At 59.5% G+C, this 15,145-nt stretch carries 25 protein-coding genes; 1 reads left to right on the top strand and 24 read right to left on the bottom strand.

The window, feature by feature from the left end; translation table 11 throughout:
• Positions 1 to 59: 59 nt before the first annotated feature.
• Entirely contained in the window at positions 60 to 530 is a 471-nt protein-coding gene (gene rplO, locus F3W81_RS19745; protein ID WP_193081222.1) for a 50S ribosomal protein L15, read from the bottom strand.
• Positions 531 to 742: 212 nt separating this feature from the next.
• Entirely contained in the window at positions 743 to 1,303 is a 561-nt protein-coding gene (locus F3W81_RS19740; RefSeq protein ID WP_193081221.1) for a hypothetical protein, read from the bottom strand.
• Between the two features lie 441 nt (positions 1,304 to 1,744).
• Here F3W81_RS19740 and F3W81_RS19735 point away from each other — a divergent pair, with 441 nt between their 5' ends.
• Positions 1,745 to 3,088, top strand: coding sequence for a DEAD/DEAH box helicase (locus tag F3W81_RS19735; RefSeq protein ID WP_226941755.1), 1,344 nt, complete (start codon positions 1,745 to 1,747; stop codon positions 3,086 to 3,088).
• Between the two features lie 209 nt (positions 3,089 to 3,297).
• Here F3W81_RS19735 and rpmD read toward each other — a convergent pair whose 3' ends face one another.
• From rpmD to tuf, 22 genes are all read right to left on the bottom strand, one after another.
• Positions 3,298 to 3,483 carry a 50S ribosomal protein L30 gene (gene rpmD / locus F3W81_RS19730; protein WP_119398465.1) on the bottom strand — a complete coding sequence of 62 codons (186 nt, stop codon included), beginning with the start codon at positions 3,481 to 3,483 and terminating at the stop codon, positions 3,298 to 3,300.
• Between the two features lie 12 nt (positions 3,484 to 3,495).
• Entirely contained in the window at positions 3,496 to 4,068 is a 573-nt protein-coding gene (gene rpsE / locus F3W81_RS19725) for a 30S ribosomal protein S5 (RefSeq protein ID WP_193081220.1), read from the bottom strand.
• A gap of 184 nt (positions 4,069 to 4,252) precedes the next feature.
• Positions 4,253 to 4,612, bottom strand: a complete 360-nt coding sequence (rplR, locus tag F3W81_RS19720; RefSeq protein ID WP_193081219.1) for a 50S ribosomal protein L18 — start codon at positions 4,610 to 4,612, stop codon at positions 4,253 to 4,255.
• Positions 4,613 to 4,623: 11 nt separating this feature from the next.
• Positions 4,624 to 5,160 carry a 50S ribosomal protein L6 gene (gene rplF / locus F3W81_RS19715; RefSeq protein ID WP_193081218.1) on the bottom strand — a complete coding sequence of 179 codons (537 nt, stop codon included), beginning with the start codon at positions 5,158 to 5,160 and terminating at the stop codon, positions 4,624 to 4,626.
• Between the two features lie 11 nt (positions 5,161 to 5,171).
• Positions 5,172 to 5,564 (bottom strand): 30S ribosomal protein S8, encoded by a 393-nt coding sequence (gene rpsH, locus F3W81_RS19710; protein WP_119398469.1) that lies wholly within the window; start codon positions 5,562 to 5,564, stop codon positions 5,172 to 5,174.
• Positions 5,565 to 5,578: 14 nt separating this feature from the next.
• Entirely contained in the window at positions 5,579 to 5,884 is a 306-nt protein-coding gene (gene rpsN / locus F3W81_RS19705) for a 30S ribosomal protein S14 (RefSeq protein WP_193081217.1), read from the bottom strand.
• Between the two features lie 19 nt (positions 5,885 to 5,903).
• Positions 5,904 to 6,467: a 50S ribosomal protein L5 gene (rplE, locus tag F3W81_RS19700; RefSeq protein ID WP_193081215.1), complete on the bottom strand. Its 564-nt coding sequence runs from the start codon at positions 6,465 to 6,467 to the stop codon at positions 5,904 to 5,906.
• The gene (rplX, locus tag F3W81_RS19695; protein WP_193081213.1) at positions 6,460 to 6,771 is read right to left on the bottom strand and encodes a 50S ribosomal protein L24; all 312 of its coding nucleotides are present in this window, start codon (positions 6,769 to 6,771) and stop codon (positions 6,460 to 6,462) included. Before rplX ends, rplE begins: the two co-directional genes overlap by 8 nt.
• Positions 6,771 to 7,139: a 50S ribosomal protein L14 gene (gene rplN / locus F3W81_RS19690; RefSeq protein WP_005621870.1), complete on the bottom strand. Its 369-nt coding sequence runs from the start codon at positions 7,137 to 7,139 to the stop codon at positions 6,771 to 6,773. The genes rplX and rplN overlap by 1 nt, the downstream gene beginning before the upstream one ends.
• A gap of 120 nt (positions 7,140 to 7,259) precedes the next feature.
• Entirely contained in the window at positions 7,260 to 7,490 is a 231-nt protein-coding gene (gene rpsQ, locus F3W81_RS19685; RefSeq protein ID WP_193081211.1) for a 30S ribosomal protein S17, read from the bottom strand.
• An 11-nt stretch (positions 7,491 to 7,501) separates the two neighbouring features.
• Positions 7,502 to 7,708: a 50S ribosomal protein L29 gene (rpmC, locus tag F3W81_RS19680; RefSeq protein ID WP_193081209.1), complete on the bottom strand. Its 207-nt coding sequence runs from the start codon at positions 7,706 to 7,708 to the stop codon at positions 7,502 to 7,504.
• Positions 7,709 to 7,869: 161 nt separating this feature from the next.
• Positions 7,870 to 8,490, bottom strand: coding sequence for a 2OG-Fe(II) oxygenase family protein (locus F3W81_RS19675; RefSeq protein WP_193081208.1), 621 nt, complete (start codon positions 8,488 to 8,490; stop codon positions 7,870 to 7,872).
• A 216-nt stretch (positions 8,491 to 8,706) separates the two neighbouring features.
• Positions 8,707 to 9,120 carry a 50S ribosomal protein L16 gene (rplP, locus tag F3W81_RS19670; protein ID WP_119398477.1) on the bottom strand — a complete coding sequence of 138 codons (414 nt, stop codon included), beginning with the start codon at positions 9,118 to 9,120 and terminating at the stop codon, positions 8,707 to 8,709.
• A gap of 12 nt (positions 9,121 to 9,132) precedes the next feature.
• Positions 9,133 to 9,840, bottom strand: a complete 708-nt coding sequence (gene rpsC / locus F3W81_RS19665) for a 30S ribosomal protein S3 (RefSeq protein ID WP_193081207.1) — start codon at positions 9,838 to 9,840, stop codon at positions 9,133 to 9,135.
• Entirely contained in the window at positions 9,840 to 10,223 is a 384-nt protein-coding gene (rplV, locus tag F3W81_RS19660) for a 50S ribosomal protein L22 (protein ID WP_193081206.1), read from the bottom strand. The genes rpsC and rplV overlap by 1 nt, the downstream gene beginning before the upstream one ends.
• Before the next feature lie 3 nt (positions 10,224 to 10,226).
• A complete protein-coding gene (gene rpsS, locus F3W81_RS19655) occupies positions 10,227 to 10,505 on the bottom strand; it encodes a 30S ribosomal protein S19 (protein WP_008554066.1) in 279 nt (92 codons plus the stop codon).
• A 3-nt stretch (positions 10,506 to 10,508) separates the two neighbouring features.
• On the bottom strand, positions 10,509 to 11,348 hold the full coding sequence (gene rplB, locus F3W81_RS19650; protein WP_193081205.1) for a 50S ribosomal protein L2: 840 nt from the start codon (positions 11,346 to 11,348) through the stop codon (positions 10,509 to 10,511).
• 254 nt (positions 11,349 to 11,602) lie between these two features.
• Positions 11,603 to 11,899 carry a 50S ribosomal protein L23 gene (locus F3W81_RS19645; RefSeq protein ID WP_193081204.1) on the bottom strand — a complete coding sequence of 99 codons (297 nt, stop codon included), beginning with the start codon at positions 11,897 to 11,899 and terminating at the stop codon, positions 11,603 to 11,605.
• Positions 11,896 to 12,513 carry a 50S ribosomal protein L4 gene (gene rplD, locus F3W81_RS19640; RefSeq protein ID WP_193081203.1) on the bottom strand — a complete coding sequence of 206 codons (618 nt, stop codon included), beginning with the start codon at positions 12,511 to 12,513 and terminating at the stop codon, positions 11,896 to 11,898. The genes F3W81_RS19645 and rplD overlap by 4 nt, the downstream gene beginning before the upstream one ends.
• On the bottom strand, positions 12,510 to 13,352 hold the full coding sequence (gene rplC / locus F3W81_RS19635) for a 50S ribosomal protein L3 (RefSeq protein ID WP_193081202.1): 843 nt from the start codon (positions 13,350 to 13,352) through the stop codon (positions 12,510 to 12,512). Before rplC ends, rplD begins: the two co-directional genes overlap by 4 nt.
• Before the next feature lie 17 nt (positions 13,353 to 13,369).
• A complete protein-coding gene (rpsJ, locus tag F3W81_RS19630) occupies positions 13,370 to 13,675 on the bottom strand; it encodes a 30S ribosomal protein S10 (protein WP_010137465.1) in 306 nt (101 codons plus the stop codon).
• Positions 13,676 to 13,933: 258 nt separating this feature from the next.
• Positions 13,934 to 15,109 carry an elongation factor Tu gene (gene tuf, locus F3W81_RS19625; protein ID WP_193081201.1) on the bottom strand — a complete coding sequence of 392 codons (1,176 nt, stop codon included), beginning with the start codon at positions 15,107 to 15,109 and terminating at the stop codon, positions 13,934 to 13,936.
• Positions 15,110 to 15,145 lie beyond the last annotated feature (36 nt).

Genomic DNA, 15,145 nt, shown 5'->3' with positions numbered 1-15,145 from the left:
CGGCGTTTCTGGGAAAACTAACGGTTAGGTAAGCGGCGCGGACGCCGCCTACAACCTAATTATTCCGCGGCGGCTGCGGCCACCTTCAGCGAACCACCAGCCTTTTCGACGGCTTCGACAGCCGATTTCGAGGCGCCGGTCACTTCGAGGTTCAGCAGGGTCGAGAAATCGCCCTTCGCCAGAACCCGAACGCCGTCCAGTTTGCGACGGACAGCGCCCGATGCAACCAGCACGTCTTCGGTGACAACTGCGGAGGCGTCGATTTTGCCGGCTTCAACGAACTTGGCAATCAAGCTCAGGTTGATGACAGCGAATTCTTTGCGGTTCGGCTTGTTGAAGCCGCGCTTCGGCAGACGTTGGTAGAGGGGCATCTGCCCGCCTTCGTAGCCCTTGATCGCTACGCCCGAACGGGATTTCTGACCTTTGATACCACGGCCACCCATTTTACCTTTGCCCGAACCCGGGCCACGGCCAACGCGCATGCGTTTTTTGGTTGCGCCTGGATTGTCGCGCAGTTCGTTCAGTTTCATGTCGCTTCTCCTAAGCCGGAACTGCCCCCGAAGCGGAATGGACAGACACGGCATTTTTTGGTTTTGATTCCGGGCCCGATCAGGCCACCCGGGGCGTATAGGATAGCTCACCCCCCGGATCAAGCGGGTTTCGCGGCGCCGACGCCAGAACCCCTGTCAGAAAAGGCGACTTCGGCCCCTGCGCGCCCCCCCCGGAGTGCCGCGAGATCCGCTCAGGCCGTCAGCACGCCGCCGCCTTTGGGTCGGCTGGCCGCCACCTCGCTGAGCGCCGTTCGTTCGATCTGCCGCGAGAGGCTTTGGCGGCAATCAGGGCAGACATGGTAGGAAATCTCGCCCTTTGCGCGAAACGCCGGGCCGGGACCGGGCGCCCAGGCCTGCGGGGTTTGCAGCGACAGACACTGGCTGCACTGGACCAGCGCGCGCGGTATCCGGCGCACAGGTGGATCGTGCCAGTGCGGCATTTCAGCCGTCAGGTGATGGGTGAGGCGCAGACCCAGATCCGGCAGCGGCGCCACCGTCATTCTGTAGACCCGCATCATCTCAGGAGAATCGCCACGATAGAGCGCCGTGAGAGGGCGGGCGTAGCTGCGACAGGAGAAAAAGATCGAGTTCATGTAGCTTCGGGTGTCCTGCCCCGAAATGAACTGCCAGATCGGATAGCCAATGACATCGGCGCCAAGCTTGCTGGCGTTGTTGGCACGACCGAAGTCATCCCAGCCGTCACAGACAGCGAGTATCCGGTCATCTTCGCTCAATTCATAGAACAGATTCACAGCGTGCCTCCGGCCTGATCCAGCACCCACAGGGAAACTCTACCCTAGGGTGTAATTGCATGCGTTAATCTGTGATCAGTTTTGACGGGAAATTCTTCTTTTTTGTCGTTTGCGGCTTAAAGCGGCGAAAAATTGCGCCCCTGATCTGTGATACGGGGCAGGCTGCGGCATCCGCTCGGTGTGGAATGCTGCAGCTGCATTGACAATGCCGGAAGAAACCTCCATATCACCATCAACTGCCGTTCCTGCCGCGTGAGCAGGCCGCAGGGCCATGATTGCCCGCCGGCAGGTTTTTCTACACATTGGTTCCCATTTCACGCGGGGGTCCAGCGCCCTGATACTCCACTGGCATACGGCCATGGGGTTCCTTCCGGGCGTAACCCACGAGTGACGCGCTGTCCTGCAAAAGGGCCAAGCGCCCGCTTGCAAGCGGGTGGCACAATGCCGCCTGCGATGAAGGACGATCTATTGGATTTCGACATGCTGGGACTGCCGTCCCGCCTTTGCGCCAACATGAAAACGCTTGGCATTACTGAACCCACCCCTATCCAGACCCAAGCCATCCCGCACGCCATGAATGGCCGTGACGTGATGGGTCTGGCCCAGACCGGCACCGGCAAGACCGCTGCCTTCGGCCTGCCGCTGCTCAGCGCTCTGCTGCGTATGGAGGGCCGTCCGCTGCCGAAAGGCGTGCGCGGGCTGATCCTCGCCCCGACACGCGAGCTGGCCAAACAGATCCTCGACAACCTGCACGCCTATGCAGACGGCACTGCCGTTCGCATTGCGCTGGTTGTGGGCGGCGCCTCGATCAACGCCCAGATCTCCAAGCTGCAAAAGGGCACCGACCTGCTGGTCGCGACCCCCGGCCGCCTGATTGACCTGCTGGACCGCAAGGCCGTCCGTCTGGACGAAACCAAGTTCCTGGTGCTGGACGAAGCTGACCAGATGCTGGACCTCGGCTTTATTCACGCGCTGCGTCGCATTGCGCCGCTGCTGCCGAAGGAACGTCAGACCATGCTGTTCTCGGCCACCATGCCGAAGCACATGAGCGAGATTTCCTCGGCGTACCTGACCAACCCTGTGCGGGTTGAAACGGCGCCTCCGGGCAAGCCGGCCGAGAAAATCGACCAGTACATTCACTTTGTGCAACAAGGTGACAAGACCCAGCTGCTGATCCAGCACCTCGACAAGCACCGCGAGCAGTCGGCTCTGGTGTTCTCGCGTACCAAGCACGGCGCCGAGCGCCTGATGGGTCAGCTTGAGCGCGCCGGCTACTCCGCAGGCTCCGTCCATGGCAACAAGAGCCAAGGCCAACGTGATCGCGCGCTGAAGTCGTTCCGCAATGGCGATCTGAAGGTTCTGGTTGCGACCGACGTGGCCGCGCGTGGGATCGACATCCCCGAAGTGCGTTACGTCTACAACTACGACCTGCCGAACGTGCCGGACAACTATGTCCACCGCATCGGCCGGACCGCACGCGCGGGCCGTGATGGCACCGCGATTGCCTATTGCGCCCCCGCCGAGATGGGCGAACTGCGCGACATCCAGAAAGTCATGGGCCGGGATATTCCCGTGGCCGGTGGCGAAGCCTGGGAAGTCCGTGGCGGCACCTCGAAAAACGGTGGCGGTCGTGGCAAAGGCGGCGGCGGCGGTGCCCGTAGCCGTGGTGGCCCCGGTGGCGGTGGTGGCGGCGCAGGCCGTGGCAAGCCCGGTGGCGGCTTCGGCAAGTCCGAAGGCCACTCGGCCAAGGGTGGCGCACGTCGTCGCAGCACACGCGCAGCCTAAGCGACCCACGATCTGAGATAGCAAAACGCCCCCGGAGAAATCCGGGGGCGTTTTTCGTTGGCTGGGTGTCTGGGGTGCGGCGAAGGCCCCCTGCCCTGCGGCCTGTGCTCTGTGGCGCCCGCCAGCCGCCCAAACGCAAAACGCCCCGACCTTGCGATCGGGGCGTCTTTAAGATGTTCGTCAGGCGGGGCGTGCCCCACCGTCTGAAATCAGGGCTTTTCCTCGATGATCTTCACCATGTGAGGGATCGAGTTGACCATGCCGCGCACGGAAGGGGTATCTTCCAGCTCGCGGGTTTTGTGCATCTTGTTCAGGCCGAGGCCGATCAGCGTCTGACGCTGCTTGGCGGGGCGACGGATCGGAGAACCGATCTGCTTGACGACGATAGTTGCCATATCCAGCTCTCCTTACGCTTCTTCAGCCACTTGCGTGGACTGGGCCGGAGCCTCGTCACGCTTGGGCAGAATGTCAGCCACTTTTTTGCCGCGACGCTGTGCGACCGAACGGGGCGACGATTCTTTCGTCAGACCGTCCAGAGTGGCGCGGATCATGTTGTAGGGGTTCGAAGACCCGACCGATTTCGCAACAACGTCCTGGACGCCGAGCATTTCGAAAACGGCACGCATCGGACCACCAGCGATAATACCGGTACCCGTCGGTGCGGAGCGCATGACCACGCGACCAGCGCCATGACGGCCCTCGATATCGTGGTGCAGCGTGCGACCTTCGCGCAGAGCGACGCGGATCATCTGACGCTTGGCTTGCTCGGTGGCTTTGCGAATGGCCTCGGGGACCTCTTTCGCTTTACCTTTGCCGAAACCGACGCGGCCTTTTTGGTCGCCCACAACCACCAGAGCGGCAAAGCCGAAGCGCTTACCACCTTTAACGGTCTTGGACACACGGTTGATCGCGACGAGGCGATCTGCGAATTCCGGGGATTCGTCGCGGTCGCGGCGGCCTCGGTTGTCATCTCTTGCCATTGTGGCTTCCTTGAATTTCTGGGCATTGACCCTGCGGCCCCTGCCCGTTGTCCCAATCCAGGTGAGAACATATCTCCCGGATCATCGGGGCGACCTGCGCCCTCTTGAAAGGTGCAGGGTGCGTGGAGAACCACGCACCCTGCGGGATCGTCAGAAAGGTATGCGGTTGCCCGCAGACCCGTCCTTAGATTTTGAGCCCGCCTTCACGCGCAGCGTCGGCCAGAGCCTTCACCTTGCCGTGGAAGAGGAAACCACCGCGATCGAAATAAGCCTCTTCGATGCCCGCTTTCTTTGCGCGCTCGGCGATGGCTGCGCCCACTTTCGTGGCCGCTTCGATGTTGTTCTTGCCAAACACGCCCAGATCCTTCTCGAGGGAAGAAGCTGCGGCAATGGTGACGCCATTCACATCGTCGATCAGCTGTGCGCTGATGTTCTTGTTGGAGCGGTGAACCGACAGGCGAAGACGCCCGGCGTTTACCGCCCGCAGTTTGTTCCGAACGCGCAGGCGGCGCTTCAGAAACAGGGTTCTTTTGCTGTTTGCCATTTTCGCGTTCCTTACTTCTTCTTACCTTCCTTGCGGAAGATATACTCGTCTTTGTACTTGATCCCTTTGCCCTTGTAGGGCTCGGGACGACGCCATTCGCGGATATTAGCCGCAACCTGGCCGACGAGCTGTGAATCGGTGCCTTCGACAACAATCTGAGTCGGTTTCGGCGCGGTCACTGTGACCCCATCCGGAACCTGAAAGTTGACTTCGTGGCTGAGGCCGAGGTTCAGTTTCAGAACGTTTGCGCTCTGCATCTGTGCCCGGTAACCCACGCCGACGATTTCAAGCTCTTTCTTGAAGCCGACGGTGACGCCTTTGACGAGGTTCGACACGACAGTGCGGGACATGCCCCATTGCTGGAGCGCGCGCTTGGTCTTGGAGCGCGGGGTCACGGTGATCGTGTTGTCAGCTGACTCGATTGTCACATCGTCCGTAGCGGTGAAGGAGTGGGTGCCTTTCGGCCCCTTCACTTCAACGGTCTGGCCCGAGATCGTCGCTGTGACGCCCGATGGCAGCTCGACAGGTTTTTTACCAATACGAGACATTACAGACCTCCCTAGAATACGGTGCAGAGCACTTCGCCGCCAACATTGGCGCTACGTGCTGCTGCATCCGACATCACGCCTCGCGACGTGGAGACAATCGACACGCCCAGGCCCTGACGGACCGACGGGATGTCCTTGACGCTCATGTAAACGCGGCGACCCGGGGTCGAAACCCGTTTGATCTCGCGAATGACAGGAGTGCCTTCGAAGTATTTCAGGCTGATTTCGAGGGTCGGGTGACCGTTGACATCAGTGCCTTTCTCATAGCCGCGAATGTAACCTTCGTCCGCCAGCACATCCAGGACCCATGCGCGCAGCTTGGAAGCCGGCGTGGAGACCACGGATTTACCGCGCATCTGAGAGTTACGGATACGGGTGAGCATATCGCCGATAGGATCGTTCATATCTTATGCCCTCCTTACCAGCTCGACTTAACCAGGCCAGGGATTTCGCCCTTGGAGCCCAGTTCACGAAGCATAATCCGCGACATTTTCAGCTTACGGTAGTAAGCGTGAGGACGACCCGTCAGCTGGCAACGGTTGTGCAGCCGAGTGGCCGAGCTGTTGCGCGGCAGTTGTGCAAGCTTCAGAGTTGCGCGAAAGCGCTCTTCCATCGGCTTGGATTGGTCGTTGATGATCACTTTCAGAGCGGCGCGCTTGGTCTTGTATTGGTCGACCAGGTGCTGGCGCTTCTTCTCGCGCTCGATCATGGATTTTTTAGCCATATCTATCTCCCTCGCGCGATCAGCTGTTGAAAGGCATGTTGAAGTGTTTCAACAGGGCCTTCGCTTCCGCGTCGGTTTTCGCGGTGGTGCCGATGACGATATCGAGGCCCCAGACTTCATCGACTTTGTCGAAGTTGATCTCGGGGAACACGATATGTTCCTTGATGCCCATGGCATAGTTGCCACGGCCGTCAAACGATTTGCCCGGAACGCCGCGGAAGTCGCGGATACGAGGCATTGCAATCGTGATCAGACGGTCAAGGAAATCGTACATGCGGTCACCGCGCAGGGTCACCTTGGTGCCGAGGGGCATGTCCTCACGAACGCGGAAACCAGCGATGGATTTCTTGGCGACAGTGATGAGTGCCTTCTGGCCTGCGATGGTCGTCAGATCTTCCTGGGCCGATTTGGCTTTCTTGGAATCACGGACAGCTTCAGCGCCACAACCAATGTTCAGAACGATTTTATCCAGACGCGGGATCTGCATGTCGTTCTTATAGCCGAACTCTTCTTTCAGAGCGGGCTTGATCGTGTCGTTGAACATCGCCTTCAGACGCGGGGTGTAGGTCTCAGAATCAAGCATCGATCACGTCCCCCGTGGTCTTGGCAAAGCGGACTTTCTTGTCGCCTTCAACTTTGAAGCCGACGCGGGTCGCTTTGCCGTTTGCGTCTACAAGTGCCAGGTTCGACAGAGCGATCGGCATTGCTTTGGGAATACGGCCACCTTGCGACGTCTGTGTCTGACGGGTCGCACGGATTGCCATGTTGAGGCCTTCAACGACGGCTTTGCCGGATTTGGGATCAACAGACGCGATTGCGCCGGTCTTGCCCTTGTCCTTGCCAGTCAGAATGATGACCGTGTCGCCTTTGCGGAGTTTAGCAGCCATTACAGCACCTCCGGCGCCAGCGAGATGATTTTCATGAAGTTCTTGGCACGCAGCTCACGAACAACCGGGCCGAAGATACGCGTACCTACGGGCTCGTTGTTGTTGTTCAGGATAACAGCGGCGTTGCGATCGAAACGGATCGCGGTGCCATCTTCACGGCGAACTTCTTTGGCGGTGCGTACGACGACGGCCTTACGGACGTCACCTTTCTTTACGCGGCCGCGCGGGATAGCTTCCTTGACGGAGACGACAATAATGTCACCTACCGAAGCGTACTTACGCTTGGAGCCACCCAGAACCTTGATGCACTGAACTCGGCGAGCGCCGGAGTTGTCAGCGACATCCAGATTGGTCTGCATCTGGATCATGTGGTTTCTCCCGACCTGTGGAAGCTCTGATGATCAACAGAGCCCCAGGGTTTCGATTGAACCGGGAAATGTTGCCCGGCTTCACGGTTGCGGCCCACCCTTGCGGGCAGGCCTTTCCGATCAGCTGGCGATCACTTCCCAGCGTTTCGTTTTCGATTTCGGAGCGCATTCCTGAATGCGAACCGCGTCACCTGTCTTGTAGGTGTTCAGTTCATCGTGAGCCCGGTATTTCTTGGACTTACGGATGGTTTTCTTCAGAACCGGGTGCGTGAAACGGCGTTCCACGGAGACGGTGACTGTTTGTTCGTTGGCAGCCGAAGTGACGACGCCGTTAAGAATACGTTTGGGCATCTGGATCTTCCTTATTCAGAAGCGGCTGCAGCTGCAGCTTTTTCGTTCAGCACGGTGAGAACGCGGGCAGCCTGACGGCGCGCGACGCGGATTTGTGCGGAGTTTTCCAGTTGACCGGTCGCTTGTTGAAAACGCAGGTTAAACTGTGCTTTCTTCAGCTCTGCCAGCTCCTCACGAAGCTGGTCCGGAGTCTTCTCGCGAAGCTCGATGGCGCTCATAGCGCTTCCTTTCCATCCTTGCACCGGGGGGCCCTTTTGAGGTGACCCGCGAATCCGGTGGGTTATTTTACAAGTACGAGCGCTGCCTATACGCGGGGGGGCCTCATGTTGCAACCCCTTGCAGACAAGGTTCGCAAGGCTTTCAGCCCCCCTCCCCGGCCTCAGCCCCAGGCGTAGTTGAAGCTGATGCTGATGCGGTCCGCCTCGGTCATGTTCATCGGCACCTCGTGACGCAGCCAGCTTTCCCAGAGCAGCACGTCGCCAACCTCGGGTTTGACGTAGACGAAGGTTTTCAGCTCCTCGCGCACGTCCTTGCGGCGGACAGGGGCCGCCATCATCATTGGCAGGCGCGGATCCTCGAGCTTGAGCGCGCTGGTGCCCTCGGGCATGGCGACATAGGTCGTGCCACTGATGACGCTGTGCGGGTGGATATGAGAGCTGTGCGTGCCACCTTCGGGCAGGATGTTGATCCAGAGGTCTTCCAGCTTCAGCTTCTTGTCCCCAAGATCGAAGCCGAGGTCTTCGGCAAAGCTGGCGACATGGGCATCCAGCAGCTTGACCAGATCGCCGAAGATCGGGAACCGCCAGGGCAGATCGGTCAGCGAGGCATAGCTGGTGTAGCCGGGGTAATCGTTGTCCTCGCACCATTCCTGCCCGGCCTCGTCATCCTCGGCGATGGAGTAGCAGGAGGCCTCAAGCTCATCCGCATCGACAGTATTGCCCTTTTCGGACAGGGCGGCGCGGTAGAGGCGGGTGGCGAAGAGGGACCGGATATCGGACATGGCGAGACTCCTTTGAAGGCTTGGGGCGAGGCGAACGATATGGGGCGCGCGAAGTCAAATGAAATCCTGCCGGAGGGCGGGCTTCACCCCGCCTTCAGGTGACCACAAACGCACCCCAGACGCGGCCCCTGCCCCACACAGAAAAACCCCCGCTGACGGATCAGCGGGGGTTTCTTTAGATGGTCAGATGACGGGCCGCTGAGGCCCACCCCGGACTTACCAGTCTTCGCGAACGACGACGCGGGTTTTGATCGGCAGTTTCATCGACGCAAGGCGCAGAGCCTCACGTGCGACTTCTTCGCTGACGCCGTCGATTTCGAACATGACGCGGCCCGGTTTCACCTTGGCTGCCCAGTAGTCCACGGAACCTTTACCTTTACCCATACGGACTTCGGTCGGTTTCGAGGTTACGGGCAGATCCGGGAAGATCCGGATCCAGACACGGCCCTGGCGTTTCATGTGGCGGGTCATCGCGCGGCGAGCCGCTTCGATTTGACGAGCCGTCACACGCTCAGGCTGAGTAGCCTTGAGGCCGAAGGTGCCGAAGTTCAGGTCCGAACCGCCTTTTGCCAGACCGTGGATACGGCCTTTGTGCATTTTGCGGAATTTGGTGCGTTTCGGTTGAAGCATATCACTCTCTCCTTACCGGCCGCGACCGGCGCCACGAGGGGCGGGTCCGTCCTGGAGTTCTTGTGCCCTACGGTCACGCGCCTGCGGATCATGTTCCATGATCTCGCCTTTGAAGATCCAGACCTTGATCCCGATGATACCATAGGGGGTCATTGCTTCGGCGTGGGCGTAATCGATATCGGCCCGCAGGGTATGCAAAGGCACGCGGCCTTCACGGTACCATTCGGTCCGTGCGATCTCGGCGCCGCCAAGACGGCCACCGACGTTGACACGAATACCAAGTGCACCCATGCGCATGGCGTTCTGAACCGAACGTTTCATGGCGCGACGGAAAGACACACGGCGTTCCAGCTGCTGAGCGATGGATTCGGCAACCAGGGCCGCGTCCAGCTCGGGCTTGCGAACCTCAACGATGTTGAGGTGCAATTCGCTGTCGGTCATCTTCGCCAGCTTCTTGCGCAGAACCTCGATGTCAGCGCCTTTCTTGCCGATGATCACGCCCGGACGTGCAGTGTGAATGGTCACACGGCACTTCTTGTGAGGGCGTTCGATGATCACGCGGGCAATGCCAGCTTGCTTGCACTCGGTCTTGATGAATGCGCGGATTTTCAGGTCTTCAAGAAGAAGATCACCGTAATCCTTGGTGTCGGCGTACCAGCGGCTGTCCCAGGTCCGGTTGACCTGCAGACGCATACCGATCGGATTGACTTTCTGACCCATTACGCTTCTTGCTCCTCGACCTGACGCACCTTGATGGTGAGTTCCGAAAACGGCTTCATGATCTTGCCGTAACGGCCGCGTGCGCGCGGACGGCCACGTTTCATCACCAGGTTCTTACCGACATAAGCCTCGGCGACGATCAGCTCGTCAACGTCCAGGCTGTGGTTGTTCTCGGCGTTGGCGATCGCGGACTGGAGACATTTCTTAACGTCTTCAGCGATACGCTTTTTCGAGAAGGTCAGATCGTTCAGAGCCTTGCCGACCTTCTTGCCGCGGATCATCGCTGCAACCAGGTTCAGTTTCTGCGGGCTGGTACGAAGCATGCGCAATTTTGCCATTGCTTCGTTGTCTGCCACGCGGCGGGGGTTCTTTTCCTTGCCCATGACTTACTTCCGCTTCGCTTTTTTGTCTGCAGCGTGACCATAATAGGTCCGGGTCGGGGAATACTCACCGAACTTCTGACCGATCATGTCTTCCGAGACGTTGACAGGGATATGTTTCTGACCGTTGTAAACGCCGAACGTCAGGCCCACGAACTGGGGCAGGATCGTCGAGCGACGCGACCAGATTTTGATGACTTCGTTACGACCGCTTTCGCGTGCCGCCTCGGCCTTCTTCAGGACGTAAGCGTCAACGAAGGGGCCTTTCCAAACAGAGCGTGCCATAGATTAGCGACCCTTCTTCTTCGCGTGACGCGAACGGATGATGTATTTATCCGTCGCCTTGTTCTTGCGGGTTTTGTAGCCCTTGGTCGGTTTACCCCAGGGGGTAACCGGGTGGCGACCACCGGATGTCCGACCTTCACCACCACCATGGGGGTGGTCGATCGGGTTCATGACAACGCCGCGAACGCTCGGGCGGATGCCCTTGTGGCGCATACGACCGGCTTTACCGTAGTTCTGGTTTGAGTTGTCGGGGTTCGACACGGCACCCACGGTTGCCAGGCATTCCTGACGCACCATGCGGAGCTCTCCGCTCGACAGGCGGATCTGTGCGTAGCCACCGTCACGACCAACGAACTGGGCGTAGGTGCCGGCGGCACGTGCGATCTGACCGCCTTTACCGGGCTTCAGCTCGATGTTGTGGACGATCGTACCGATCGGCATACCCGAGAAGGGCATTGCGTTGCCCGGCTTGATGTCTGCCTTGGCGCTGGCGACGACTTTGTCGCCGATCGTCAGACGCTGAGGCGCCAGGATGTAGGCCTGTTCGCCATCGACGTATTGGATCAGTGCGATGAAGGCGGTGCGGTTCGGGTCATACTCGATCCGCATCACGACGCCTTCGACGTCAAATTTGTTGCGTTTGAAGTCAACGATCCGGTAGAGGCGTTTCGCCCCGCCGCCGCGACGGCGCGAGGTGATCCGTCCGGTGTTGTTCCGGCCGCCCGATTTCGTCAAACCCTCGGTGAGGGCTTTGACGGGACGTCCTTTCCACAGCTCCGAACGGTCGATCAGCACCAGCCCGCGCTGGCCCGGCGTAGTCGGCTTATACGACTTAAGTGCCATGCTTTCTGTCTTCCGTTTAGCAAGTGCGACCCGTCTGTCCCAGAGAGGACCAGGGCCGCTATGTATTGGGTACTTGCCGCGCGGATGGAAAGGTCCGCAAACGACACACTACCCTGAATTAGGGCCCCGAAGGTCCCCGGTGGGGTGAGGCAGGTAACCCTGCCCGGCGGTCAGATGACCGGCTTACGCCCGTCTCGTGACCAAAAATACATGGCCCCGGAGGTCCGGGGCCATGTAAGATTCGCGGCTTACTATCAGAGACCCGTGGTCACGTCGATAGTGTTACCCTCTTGCAGGGTCACATAAGCCTTCTTGACGTCTTTACGCTTGCCGAGCTGACCGCGGAACCGTTTGACCTTGCCCTTGGTGATGGTCGTGTTGACGGCCTTCACCTTGACGTTGAACAGGGCTTCTACAGCTTCTTTGATCTGCGGCTTGTTGGCCGCGATATCGACTTCAAAAACCACAGCGCCAGCTTCGGACGCCATCGTGGCTTTTTCGGTGATGATCGGCTTGCGGATCACGTCGTAATGTTCTGCTTTCGCGCTCATTTCAGACGGGCCTCCAGGGCTTCGACAGCCGACTTCGTGAGCACGAGGGTGTCACGACGCAGGATGTCATAAACGTTGGCGCCCATCGAAGGCAGCACGTCCAGACCGTCGATGTTGGCGGCAGCACGGGCGAACCCTTCGTTGACAGCGGCGCCGTCAATGATCAGGGCGCGTTTCCAGCCGAGGCTTGCGACCTGCTTGGCCAGAACCGAGGTTTTGCCCTCAGCTTCTGCATTCTCGATGATGACGAGGTTGCCCGCGAGTGCCTTGGCCGAAAGCGCGTGCTTCAGACCCAGCTTGCGGAACTTCTTCGTCAGATCGTGTGCGTGGCTGCGGGGCGTCGGGCCCTTGTAGATACCACCCTTGCGGAAGATCGGCGCCTTGCGGGACCCGTGACGTGCGCCACCGGTGCCTTTTTGGCGATAGATCTTCTTGGTCGAGTAGCTCACTTCCGAGCGGCCGAGAACCTTGTGGGTACCCTGCTGCTGCTTGGCACGCTGCCAGCGAACCATACGGTGCAGAATGTCTGCACGCGGCTCCAGGCCGAAGATCTCGTCGCCGAGATCGACGGAACCGGCAATGGAGCCGTCCAGATTGATCACGTCGAGTTTCATTCTTCGCCTTCCTTCTTATCAGCCTGAATATCGGCCGCAGCCTCTTTCAGACCGGCTTCTTCCACAGCAGCTTGTTCGGCCAGTGCGGCCTCTTCGGCTGCTTTGGCTTCGGCTTCAGCGGCCGCAGCAGCTTCAGCAGCGGCTTTGGAAGCTTCTTCAGCAGCAGAGCGCAGGGCTGCGGGCAGGATCGCGTTCTCGGGGAACGGTTTCTTGACAGCATCCTTGACAGTCACCCAGCCACCTTTGGAACCGGGGACGGCGCCTTTGATCATGATCAGGCCGCGGTCTGCATCGGTCTTGACGACCTGCAGGTTCTGCGTGGTGACGCGAACGGCACCCATGTGACCAGCCATCTTCTTGCCTTTGAAGACTTTGCCCGGATCCTGACACTGACCCGTCGAACCATGCGACCGGTGAGAGATCGAGACGCCGTGCGAAGCACGCAGACCGCCGAAGTTGTGACGCTTCATCGAGCCCGCGAAGCCTTTACCGATCGACGTGCCAGACACGTCGACGAATTGGCCAGCGAAGTAATGGTCGGCAGTGATTTCTTCACCAACCTTGATCAGATTGTCGGGGTCCACACGGAACTCGGCAACCTTGCGTTTGGGTTCGACGTTGGCTGCAGCAAAGTGACCGCGCATAGCTTGCGAGGTGCGCTTGACCTTGGCAGTGCCGGCGCCGAGCTGAACAGCAGTGTAGCCGTTGAGTTCGGAAGTGCGCTGAGCAACAACCTGCAGTTTGTCGAGTTGAAGAACGGTCACAGGAATCTGTTTACCGTCTTCCATGAACAGCCGGGTCATACCGACTTTTTTTGCGATGATACCGGAACGCAGCATAATATCCGTTGCTCCCCTTACACCTTGATCTCGACATCCACGCCGGCGGCGAGGTCGAGCTTCATCAGCGCGTCCACCGTCTGCGGGGTCGGATCCACGATGTCGAGCAGACGCTTGTGCGTACGGATCTCGAACTGATCGCGGGATTTCTTGTCAACGTGAGGGCCACGGAGAACCGTGAACTTCTCGATTTTGTTGGGCAGCGGGATCGGGCCACGGACAGTCGCGCCAGTGCGCTTCGCCGTGTTGAGGATTTCCTGGGTACTGGAGTCCAGTACGCGGTAATCAAATGCCTTCAGCCGGATGCGAATGGTTTGGCTCATGTTGTCAGCCTTTCGCGGCGTTGGAGTTGATAGGACGAGCAGGGATCACCCCTGCCCCTCGTCGAACCCACGCGGCGGACCCTGCAAAAACAAGGCGACCCGCCGTTTGGAATTGGCGCGGAATACGTTGTGTGGGACGCTATGTCCAGCACAACTTTTCCTTTTCGTAACCAGAAGAGAGACGGCGGGGTTTCCCCCGCCGTTTCATCCGGTTCTGGACCTGTTCGGTCGGTGTCCCGCCAGGGCAGGACGCCAGACTTACTTCAGGATTTTCGAGACGACGCCCGAACCGACAGTCCGGCCACCTTCACGGATAGCGAAGCGGAGCTTCTCTTCCATGGCGATCGGCGCGATCAGTTCGACTTCGAACTTCAGGTTGTCGCCGGGCATGACCATCTCGGTGCCCTCGGGCAGCTTGACGGTGCCGGTGACGTCCGTGGTGCGGAAGTAGAATTGCGGACGGTAGTTCGCAAAGAACGGCGTGTGACGGCCGCCTTCTTCTTTCGTCAGGATGTAGGCTTCGGCTTCAAACTCGGTGTGCGGCTTGACCGAACCGGGCTTGCAGAGCACTTGACCACGTTCCACGCCTTCACGGTCGATGCCGCGCAGCAGGGCGCCGATGTTGTCGCCAGCTTCACCGCGATCGAGCAGTTTGCGGAACATTTCAACGCCGGTGCAGGTGGTTTTGCGGGTGTCGCGGATGCCGACGATTTCAAGTTCGTCGCCAACGTTCACGATGCCACGCTCAACACGGCCGGTCACAACAGTGCCACGACCCGAGATCGAGAAAACGTCTTCGATCGGCATCAGGAACGGCTGGTCGATGGCACGTGCGGGCTGCGGGATGTAGTCGTCGACAGCCTGCATCAGAGCGCGGATCTTGTCCTCGCCGATGGCTTCGTCACGACCTTCAAGCGCGGCCAGAGCCGAACCTGCAACGATCGGGATATCGTCGCCCGGGTAGTCGTACATGCTCAGCAGTTCGCGGATTTCCATCTCGACGAGCTCAAGCAGCTCTTCGTCGTCGACCTGGTCCACTTTGTTCATGAAGACAACCATCGACGGGATGCCAACCTGACGACCGAGCAGGATGTGCTCGCGCGTTTGGGGCATCGGGCCGTCAGCTGCGTTCACAACCAAGATCGCGCCGTCCATCTGTGCGGCGCCGGTGATCATGTTCTTCACATAGTCAGCGTGGCCGGGGCAGTCGACGTGTGCGTAGTGGCGTGCAGCGGTCTCGTATTCCACGTGTGCGGTCGAGATCGTGATGCCACGGGCTTTTTCTTCCGGTGCGCCATCGATCTGATCGTAGGCTTTGAATTCACCAAAGTACTTGGTGATCGCAGCGGTCAGCGTGGTTTTGCCGTGGTCGACGTGACCAATCGTGCCGATGTTGCAGTGCGGCTTGCCGCGCTCAAACTTACCTTTTCCCATCATGGGCTCCTTGTCTTGTCGGGTGGCGGGGTGTCC

Source organism: Pseudooceanicola spongiae (genome assembly GCF_014899185.1).
In the GTDB taxonomy this organism is placed as follows: Bacteria; Pseudomonadota; Alphaproteobacteria; order Rhodobacterales; family Rhodobacteraceae; genus Pseudooceanicola; species Pseudooceanicola spongiae.
Note: the sequence above shows the minus strand (reverse complement) of the source record. Positions and strands in the feature narration are given on the sequence as shown.

Bases quoted from the DNA above. Each gene is read 5' to 3' on its own strand.
- rpmD (WP_119398465.1), bottom strand. From the start codon at position 3,483: ATGGCAACTATCGTCGTCAAGCAGATCGGTTCTCCGATCCGTCGCCCC.
- rplN (WP_005621870.1), bottom strand. From the start codon at position 7,139: ATGATCCAGATGCAGACCAATCTGGATGTCGCTGACAACTCCGGCGCT.
- F3W81_RS19735 (WP_226941755.1), top strand. From the start codon at position 1,745: ATGCCGCCTGCGATGAAGGACGATCTATTGGATTTCGACATGCTGGGA.
- rpsJ (WP_010137465.1), bottom strand. From the start codon at position 13,675: ATGAGCCAAACCATTCGCATCCGGCTGAAGGCATTTGATTACCGCGTA.
- rplB (WP_193081205.1), bottom strand. From the start codon at position 11,348: ATGGCACTTAAGTCGTATAAGCCGACTACGCCGGGCCAGCGCGGGCTG.
- rpsS (WP_008554066.1), bottom strand. From the start codon at position 10,505: ATGGCACGCTCTGTTTGGAAAGGCCCCTTCGTTGACGCTTACGTCCTG.
- rplF (WP_193081218.1), bottom strand. From the start codon at position 5,160: ATGTCTCGTATTGGTAAAAAACCTGTCGAGCTGCCATCGGGCGTCACA.
- rpmC (WP_193081209.1), bottom strand. From the start codon at position 7,708: ATGAGCGCCATCGAGCTTCGCGAGAAGACTCCGGACCAGCTTCGTGAG.
- rplP (WP_119398477.1), bottom strand. From the start codon at position 9,120: ATGCTTCAACCGAAACGCACCAAATTCCGCAAAATGCACAAAGGCCGT.
- tuf (WP_193081201.1), bottom strand. From the start codon at position 15,109: ATGGGAAAAGGTAAGTTTGAGCGCGGCAAGCCGCACTGCAACATCGGC.
- rplE (WP_193081215.1), bottom strand. From the start codon at position 6,467: ATGCTTGATTCTGAGACCTACACCCCGCGTCTGAAGGCGATGTTCAAC.
- rpsN (WP_193081217.1), bottom strand. From the start codon at position 5,884: ATGGCTAAAAAATCCATGATCGAGCGCGAGAAGAAGCGCCAGCACCTG.
- F3W81_RS19645 (WP_193081204.1), bottom strand. From the start codon at position 11,899: ATGAGCGCGAAAGCAGAACATTACGACGTGATCCGCAAGCCGATCATC.
- rplC (WP_193081202.1), bottom strand. From the start codon at position 13,352: ATGCTGCGTTCCGGTATCATCGCAAAAAAAGTCGGTATGACCCGGCTG.
- F3W81_RS19675 (WP_193081208.1), bottom strand. From the start codon at position 8,490: ATGTCCGATATCCGGTCCCTCTTCGCCACCCGCCTCTACCGCGCCGCC.
- rpsQ (WP_193081211.1), bottom strand. From the start codon at position 7,490: ATGCCCAAACGTATTCTTAACGGCGTCGTCACTTCGGCTGCCAACGAA.
- rpsE (WP_193081220.1), bottom strand. From the start codon at position 4,068: ATGGCAAGAGATGACAACCGAGGCCGCCGCGACCGCGACGAATCCCCG.
- rplV (WP_193081206.1), bottom strand. From the start codon at position 10,223: ATGGGCAAGGAAAAGAACCCCCGCCGCGTGGCAGACAACGAAGCAATG.
- rpsH (WP_119398469.1), bottom strand. From the start codon at position 5,564: ATGAACGATCCTATCGGCGATATGCTCACCCGTATCCGTAACTCTCAG.
- rplO (WP_193081222.1), bottom strand. From the start codon at position 530: ATGAAACTGAACGAACTGCGCGACAATCCAGGCGCAACCAAAAAACGC.
- rplR (WP_193081219.1), bottom strand. From the start codon at position 4,612: ATGGCAAACAGCAAAAGAACCCTGTTTCTGAAGCGCCGCCTGCGCGTT.
- rplX (WP_193081213.1), bottom strand. From the start codon at position 6,771: ATGGCTGCTAAACTCCGCAAAGGCGACACGGTCATCATTCTGACTGGC.
- rplD (WP_193081203.1), bottom strand. From the start codon at position 12,513: ATGAAACTCGACGTGATCAATCTGGACGGCTCCATTGCCGGTTCCGTC.
- rpsC (WP_193081207.1), bottom strand. From the start codon at position 9,840: ATGGGTCAGAAAGTCAATCCGATCGGTATGCGTCTGCAGGTCAACCGG.